The 2,080-nt window shown below is 52.3% G+C and carries 1 protein-coding gene and 2 pseudogenes; 1 reads left to right on the top strand and 2 read right to left on the bottom strand.

The window, feature by feature from the left end; all coding sequences use genetic code 11:
* Positions 1-49 precede the first annotated feature (49 nt).
* Positions 50-349 (bottom strand): annotated as a pseudogene (locus VL15_RS38820) (DDE-type integrase/transposase/recombinase); the annotation flags it as partial.
* On the opposite strand from VL15_RS38820, the pseudogene VL15_RS38815 reads away from it, so the two are divergent.
* Positions 347-553, top strand: a pseudogene (locus VL15_RS38815) (integrase core domain-containing protein); the annotation flags it as partial. The pseudogenes VL15_RS38820 and VL15_RS38815 overlap by 3 nt on opposite strands.
* Before the next feature lie 221 nt (positions 554-774).
* Here the strand turns inward: VL15_RS38815 and VL15_RS41575 are convergent.
* Positions 775-1,650, bottom strand: a complete 876-nt coding sequence (locus VL15_RS41575; RefSeq protein ID WP_196319689.1) for a winged helix-turn-helix domain-containing protein — start codon at positions 1,648-1,650, stop codon at positions 775-777.
* Positions 1,651-2,080 lie beyond the last annotated feature (430 nt).

Raw genomic sequence — 2,080 nt, 5'->3', positions numbered from 1 at the left:
CTCTTTTTGAAACCGCCTCTTAAACATAGGCAGAAGACTACCTCATAATTTAAGCGTTACCCCGTGTCCGGTTTTCGCGGGGGCCGGCCCAGCCAGCGAAACCGTGCCGGCGGATTGGGTTGTAGAACATCTCAATGTAATCGAACACACCTGTGGTTGCCATCGCCCTGGTCGGATAGATTCGCCGTTTTATTCGTTCCTTTTTCAGCGCGCTGAAGAAGCTTTCCGCCACGGCATTGTCGTGACAGTTACCGCGACGACTCATGCTCGGCACCATGTGGTGAGCCTTCAGAAATGATTGCCAGTCATCGCTGGTGAACTGGCTGCCTTGATCCGAATGAATCATGACGCCCGGTTCCGCGATGAATGCCTCAACGAGCATTGGTTCGTGTCAATGCGCCACGCCAAGCGGCTGATTGAGGAATGGCGTATCGAGTACAACACCGAGCGGCCTCATAGTTCGCTCGGCTATCTGACACCCGCGCAGTTCGCCCGGGCGCACGATGCAAAGCAGCGGTTTTTAACCTCGGACTCTAACTGCAGCCCGGACTAAAACCGGGGGCAGGTCATTATGGCTCGAAGATGTCTACGAAACGCTGGCCGGTCCAGGGGGCCGCTCCACCGATCAGCAGACGGCTTCGTAAGTCTTTTTTCTCTGCCATCGGTGCAAGTGGCTACGTGTCCACGTGGACACGTAGCATCAGAGTGCAGCGATTTCTAGACAAGGACGTCGTTAACGGATCGCATACCATCAATCGAAAACCGGCGAACCCGCTAACTTACGAATGGTGTACTCGGCGGGATAACGTCACCTAAGCCACAGAGCGATGGAATGTGGCGTGGCTCGGCTCGAGGGGCAGGCTGGAACAGTCCGGCTGCCGGCTCCAATCGCCTCGGGGTTTGGGTGTGGAGGGATTCGAGAGCCTGCTGGAAGGCGAAGGTGTGTTGTTCCGTGCCTTGTAGAGGCAGTGGCGGGCGCACTTGTGGGATGCACGACAGAATCCATGCACAAAGGCGGCGCGCGATAGCGCCAACGTTATCCATACGGAAAGGCGCGCTAGCGATCACTTCGTGGGTGCTGGCGTTGGCCAGTTCGATCCGAAGCGTGGATCCCGTCTGGCCCATAGATGCATAATAATCTACATCGAGGCAATTGATTGCTTCGAGCCGATCATACTTGGCGAGTAAGTATGCGACGGCCGGTGTTGATGTGACGGACAACCATTTCTGGTTGTCTGAAGTGAGGCACTGAATTAGCGCGTGCTGTATGCAACTAAGTTCTAATTGATCGGATGGCAGAAGAACAAGTTTGACTGCCTGTATCGCTTTGGATGCCAATCGCTGAACCGGGCAGAGGAAGCGGTAACCTCGACCGTAGCAGGTTTCGATGTATTTCCCCGGGGCATTAGCGACGAGTGTGCGGCGCAATACATATATCGCGCGAGTCAGCGATTCATCGCTAATTTCGGCATGCCCCCAGCCCGCACGAGCCAAGTCCTCTTTAATAACGATGCGGCCATCAGCCAGTAGGAGTGCGCTCAGGAGTTTTCGTTCCTTGGTCGCCAACGGCACTGCGTTGCAATTGTAAGTCAAAATGCCATCACTCGAGAAGCGGAATTGCTTGAATGATAAGATTGTTTCGTTATGCACAGTATGCTCCTGTAGAGGCGAATGATCTGTCATACAGGCCGAGCCGATTTTTATAATCGGCGAAGTTGAATGCCGACTACAGAACTCCAAATTTATTCTTGTGAAGCGAAGGAAAATTCTGACAAGACACGCCAATGCGATCCCACCCAGAATAGCCGAATTTCAATAATAATTTATTTTCGATTAGCCAAAGTCTTGAGTGAATTGATGTTATTTATATTTATGTATAAAATTAATAACGGCATGTTGATCGGCAAAATAAAATGCTAGCTAGCTGTAGTTATGATGGCTTCGGGGCTTGCAGATGTCCAATGCAATTCACGCATGTTAAGGGGTATTGGGTACTGTCAGGTTGGCACTGAAGGTGGGGTGTAGAACTGGGTATGAAGAGAGCTGCCACTTCCACATTGACCCTGCCCTGAATCCACGT

The organism is Burkholderia cepacia (genome assembly GCF_001039005.1).
Lineage (GTDB): Bacteria > Pseudomonadota > Gammaproteobacteria > Burkholderiales > Burkholderiaceae > Burkholderia > Burkholderia theae.
Note: the sequence above shows the minus strand (reverse complement) of the source record. Positions and strands in the feature narration are given on the sequence as shown.